Below are 4,675 nucleotides of genomic sequence, written 5' to 3' on the forward strand. Positions count from 1 at the left end.
GAGGACCGCGGACGGCGCGATGGAGCGGGGCGAGGAGCTGCTTCTGCGCGGTCGTTCCGCGTGGCGTGGTGGCACGCAACGACCGTACTGACGGGGTCGCCGGCCGTCAGTCGGCGGAAGTGCGGACCTGAGCCGGATTCACGACCCCAGTTCGGGGGAAGGTCGGCGGGGGCGTCGGCGGGCGCGTCGGCGGGGGCTCAGGCGTCCGCGGCGAGCGCCGCCGCGACGAACGCCCCCACCGCGTCCGCCCCGGCGTGGTCGTCGGCCGTGACGGTCACCACGGCGCTCCTGGCCTCGTCGAACAGCAGCATCTGCCCGTACGCGCCGTGCAACCGCCACAGCTGCGCGGGACCGTCCCACCCGGCGAGCGCGTACCGCTCGTACCCGGGGTTCCGCCCCGCGACGACCCAGTCGGTGTGCAGCGCGTCGACCCATCGGGACGCCACGAGCTGTCGGCCGTCGACCTGGCCGCGGTCGCGGACGAACCGGCCGAGGCGCGCGAGTTCGGCGGTGTCGAGCCACAGCCCGCCGCCGGCCGCGACGAAGCCGAGCGGGCAGCGCTCCCACTCGGCGTCCGCGATGCCGAGCGGGGTGAGCAGCCGGTCCTGCACGAAGCGGCCGACGTCACCGACCCGGGTCTCGAGCACGCGCATCGCCGTGTAGGTGCTGGCGTTCGCGTACTGGAACACGCGTCCGCGTGAGGGTCGCCCGAGGAACTCGACGGCCAGGTCCGGCCAGTCGGTCAGGAGCGTCGGCGTCCACGGCAGGTCGACGCCGCTCGTCATGCTCAGCAGGTGCCGGAGGGTGACGGCGTCCGTGCCGTCGCCGAACCGCCAGCCGGGCAGGAGGGCCGACACCGGTTCGTCGAGGTCGACCAGCCCGTCGTCCGCCGCGATGCCGGCCGCCAGGACGCAGACGCCCTTCGCGACGGACTGCACGTCGCGGCGGACGTCGGGCACCCAGTGGTGCTCCGCGACGTCGTCACCGAGGCGCACGTGCAGGCCGTGGGCGACGAAGCCGGTGCGGGCGACCTCGTCGACGACGGCATCGCGGACGGTCTGCGCACGTGTCACCGGACCATCCTGCCGTGCCAGCGCGTCAGAGGTCGGTCCGCGCGAGCGTCCCCGTCTCGCCACGCAGCCGGACCTCGACGCTCGCGATGTCGGCGCGGGGCACGTCGGTCGTGGCGGACAGCCCGTGGGCCTCCCGCCCGGACGCCGTCCACGACGCGATCCGTTCGTCAGAGCCGTCGGTGCGGACGACCACCAGGTCGTACATCACGGAGCCGTCCGCCGACCAGTCACGCCCGCCGTAGGAGCAGCCCCAGTCGAACCGGGTGCCCCAGGCCTCGTTGCGCACCGCCAGGTCGACGTCGAACCCGGACTTGCCGGTGAGCGCGTAGCGGTCCGCGGTGGCGCCGGTCGACACGGTCGGCGCGGCCGCCTCGGTGCCCGGTGCGTCGGCACGCAGGCCGACCCCGAGCCCCGCGACCACGGCGACGACGACGGCGAAGCCGGCGCTGACGGACACGATCGCACGGCGCCGACGCCGACGACGACGGACGCGGTGCGCGACCGAGGCGAGGGTGCTCTCGTGGCCGGTGACGGGCCTCCCGTCCGGTTCCGCGATCTCCACCGCGGCGTCGGCCGGGAGGCGCCCCAGCAGCCCCGGCAGACCGGCCAGCTCGGCGACGGCCGAGCGACACGCATCGCAGTGCTCCAGGTGGCGCTCGTACTCCAGGCGTTCGGCGGGCGGCAGTGAACCGAGGACGTAGGCCGCGTCCCACTCGGCGTAGCGGTCGTCGCTCATCGGGTGACGCCTCTCTCCTGCAGGGCCAGCCGCAGTGCTCGGAGCCCGTAGTGCAGCCGTGACTTCACGGTGCCCTCCGGGAGGTCGTGTCGCCGGGCGATCTCGGGCACGGTGTGCCCGAGCCAGTACGCGTCGACGACCACCCGGCGGTGTTCCGACGACAACGACGCCAGGGCGTCGGCGACGACGATGCGGTCGAGGACCGCGTCGGTCCGGTCCGCCTCGATGCGGTCGACCGGGTGCTCGGTGCCGTGCTCCCGGCGGTTCCGGGCGGACCGGGCGTCGTCGACGACCAGGTTGCGCGCCACCGTGAACAGCCAGGCGCGGGCGGCGTCCGGTTCCCGTTCCAACACGGTGGGCCGCTGCCACGCGCGGACCATCGTCTCCTGGACGATGTCGTCGACGTGGGCGGCGTCGCGGGTGAGGTGCCGCACGTACCGGAGCAGTGCGTCGCCGTGCTCGCGGTACAGCGCGCCGAGTAGCTCGTCCGGTCCCGATGCGGCCATCGTCACTTCGCGAGGTCGAGTGAGAACTCGACCGAGCCCTTCGGGTCCACCGTGACGAAGCCGAGCGACGGTGCCGTGACGCCGTAGTCCTGGAACGTGACCGGGACCTTGCCTGCGACCTGGACGTCCCCGTCCTTGCCGACCGCGACCTGCGCGTCGGCCTGCACGGTCTTCGTGACGCCGTGCATGGTGAGGTCGCCGCTGAGGGTGACGCTCTGGGTCGAGCCGCCCAGGGCGGTCGAGACGTCCACCGGCTTCGTGACGCGGAACGTCGCGGTCGGGAACTGGTCGGTCTGCAGGGCCTTGTCACGGAAGTAGGCGTCGCGCGCGGCCTCCGGCGTGCTGATCTTGCCGACCTGGACGGTGACGGTGGCGTCGGAGAGCTTGCCGTCGGCGACGGTCGCCGTGCCTTCCACCTGCTTCGTCCGTCCGACCACGGTGACATCCTGCCCCTGCAGGACCTCGTGCACCCGGTACCCGGCGTAGGAACCGGAGCCGGACTTCCACGTGCCGTCGGCGGAGGCGGCGTCGAGCTTGCCCGCGGCGCTCGGGGAGAGCGACGGCGCGGCGGCGGCGGAACCGTTGACGGCGTCCGCGTAGAGGCGCGGGCCGACGACGACGCCGACCCCCGCGATGACGACGACGCCCGCCGCGATGCCGATGATGACCTTGGTACGAGTTCGCATTCCCATACCCAGGACACGAGACCGGCGTCGGGATCGTTCACGGATCGGTCGGCTCAGCGGGAACGCCCACCTTGGGCCAACTAGCCTGAGCGGTCGGACAGCCTGCCCGGACGCTGTCCGGACCCTCGAGGAGACCACCCATGTCAGTCGGACTGCTCGCCGTCGTGGACGACATCCTCAGCGCGGCACTCAAGGCCAGCGCGAAGACCGCGGGCGTCGTCATCGACGACGCCGCCGTCACCCCGCAGTACGTGCAGGGCCTGGACCCCGCACGCGAACTGCCCGTCGTGGGCCGCATCGCCCTCGGCAGCCTGTTCAACAAGTTCGTCATCATCATCCCGCTGGCGCTGCTGCTGTCGGCGTTCGCCCCCTGGGTGCTGCCGTGGCTGCTCGTCATCGGCGGCACCTACCTGTGCTTCGAGGGGGCCGAGAAGGTCACCGAGTGGTTCGGCGTGCACCACGAGGCCGCCGCGGAGGGTGCGGCGAGCGAACCGAAGCTGGTGTTCGGCGCGATCCGCACCGACCTGATCCTCAGCACCGAGATCATGCTCATCGGGCTCGCCAGCCTGGACACCGACCTGGGCTTCTGGCAGACCCTCGGGGCGCTCGCGGTGATCGGCCTCGGCATGACCCTGCTGGTCTACGGCGCCGTCGCGCTGCTGGTGAAGATCGACGACATCGGCCTGCAGATGATGAAGAACCCCGTCCGCCGCACCCGTCGTGCCGGCGCCCGGATCGTCCGCGCGATGCCGGCCGTGTTCCGCGTGATCAGCATCGTCGGCACGGTCGCGATGCTCTGGGTCGGTGGACACCTGGTGATCGCGAACCTGGCCGAGACGTTCTGGGCGGGGCCGTACGAGCTGCTGCACCACGTCGAACACGCCGTCGAGGGTGCCGGACCGGTCGTGACGTGGGTCGTGGACACTGCGGTCTCGGCTGTCGCGGGGCTCGTGCTGGGCATGGTCGTCGTCGGGGTCGTCCTGGGGATCGGACGGCTGCGGGGCCGCTCGCACTGAGCCGGACAGCGGCGGCGGGTCAGACAGCGGCGGGTCAGTCCGCGGCGGGTCAGTCCGCGGCGGGTCAGTCCGCGGCGCCGCCGGAGCCGCGGACGGTCAGCTGCCAGGCACTGTCGGCCGTGCTGTCACCGGCTCCGAAGGAGACCCGGTCGACGTGGTGGCGCCAGGTCGCCGGGACCCGCAGGCGGTGCGGACCATCGCCGCACTGCAGTGGTTCGAGTCCGAGCGACCGGGAGGTCGACCGGGCGTCGAGGAGCAGCATCCCGGACATCGTGCCGTCCCCGAAGCACGAGAACTCCACCGCGTCGACCTCCGCCGGCGCCGCGAAGGTCATCGCGACCGACCCACGTTCGCGCTCCTCGGTCTTCCCGGCGCCGACCTGGGCACTGAGCACCGCGAGCAGGTCGTCGTCGTGCTCCACGGCGGCGTCACTCGAGGCGCTCCACCGATCGACGGCGGCCGGGTCGACCGGCTCCGGGGTGCAGCCGGCGAGGGCGAGCACACCCACCGCGGCGAGCAGCGCCACCACCGGTCGTCCGACAGACAGCTCATGAGACATGCGCGACAACGTAGCGAGCGACGCTCGTGTCCGTGCGGGAGCGCGGGCGCGGGAGGCGGAACGTTGCCGGATCGAGATGGATGCCGTCCGACGTGGCCT

6 protein-coding genes are annotated in these 4,675 nt (G+C 72.7%); 1 reads left to right on the forward strand and 5 read right to left on the reverse strand.

Annotation, left to right across the window (positions count from 1 at the left end):
- Positions 1-197: 197 nt before the first annotated feature.
- Genes QL987_RS16630 through QL987_RS16645 form a run of 4 tightly spaced genes read right to left on the reverse strand, consistent with a single transcriptional unit; the run spans position 198 to position 3,001 of the window.
- Complete coding sequence (locus QL987_RS16630) at positions 198-1,073, reverse strand: serine hydrolase (RefSeq protein WP_290158760.1); 876 nt, start codon at positions 1,071-1,073, stop codon at positions 198-200.
- A 25-nt stretch (positions 1,074-1,098) separates the two neighbouring features.
- The gene (locus tag QL987_RS16635; protein WP_290158762.1) at positions 1,099-1,809 is read right to left on the reverse strand and encodes a zf-HC2 domain-containing protein; all 711 of its coding nucleotides are present in this window, start codon (positions 1,807-1,809) and stop codon (positions 1,099-1,101) included.
- Positions 1,806-2,315: a sigma-70 family RNA polymerase sigma factor gene (locus QL987_RS16640; protein ID WP_111076476.1), complete on the reverse strand. Its 510-nt coding sequence runs from the start codon at positions 2,313-2,315 to the stop codon at positions 1,806-1,808. The genes QL987_RS16635 and QL987_RS16640 overlap by 4 nt, the downstream gene beginning before the upstream one ends.
- 2 nt (positions 2,316-2,317) lie before the next feature.
- Positions 2,318-3,001, reverse strand: coding sequence for a YceI family protein (locus QL987_RS16645; protein ID WP_290158763.1), 684 nt, complete (start codon positions 2,999-3,001; stop codon positions 2,318-2,320).
- A 140-nt stretch (positions 3,002-3,141) separates the two neighbouring features.
- On the opposite strand from QL987_RS16645, the gene QL987_RS16650 reads away from it, so the two are divergent.
- The gene (locus QL987_RS16650; RefSeq protein ID WP_290158764.1) at positions 3,142-4,017 is read left to right on the forward strand and encodes a DUF808 domain-containing protein; all 876 of its coding nucleotides are present in this window, start codon (positions 3,142-3,144) and stop codon (positions 4,015-4,017) included.
- 64 nt (positions 4,018-4,081) lie between these two features.
- On the opposite strand, the gene QL987_RS16655 is transcribed toward QL987_RS16650, so the two are convergent.
- A complete protein-coding gene (locus tag QL987_RS16655; RefSeq protein WP_290158766.1) occupies positions 4,082-4,576 on the reverse strand; it encodes a hypothetical protein in 495 nt (164 codons plus the stop codon).
- Positions 4,577-4,675: the final 99 nt, after the last annotated feature.

Origin of the sequence: Curtobacterium sp. APC 4022 (genome assembly GCF_030407555.1) — a bacterium.
GTDB lineage: Bacteria > Actinomycetota > Actinomycetes > Actinomycetales > Microbacteriaceae > Curtobacterium.

What these genes read in the sequence shown, in the direction of transcription:
- QL987_RS16635 (WP_290158762.1), bottom strand. Translation starts at nt 1,809, where the DNA reads ATGAGCGACGACCGCTACGCCGAGTGGGACGCGGCCTACGTCCTCGGT.
- QL987_RS16640 (WP_111076476.1), bottom strand. Translation starts at nt 2,315, where the DNA reads ATGGCCGCATCGGGACCGGACGAGCTACTCGGCGCGCTGTACCGCGAG.
- QL987_RS16645 (WP_290158763.1), bottom strand. Translation starts at nt 3,001, where the DNA reads ATGCGAACTCGTACCAAGGTCATCATCGGCATCGCGGCGGGCGTCGTC.
- QL987_RS16650 (WP_290158764.1), top strand. Translation starts at nt 3,142, where the DNA reads ATGTCAGTCGGACTGCTCGCCGTCGTGGACGACATCCTCAGCGCGGCA.
- QL987_RS16655 (WP_290158766.1), bottom strand. Translation starts at nt 4,576, where the DNA reads ATGTCTCATGAGCTGTCTGTCGGACGACCGGTGGTGGCGCTGCTCGCC.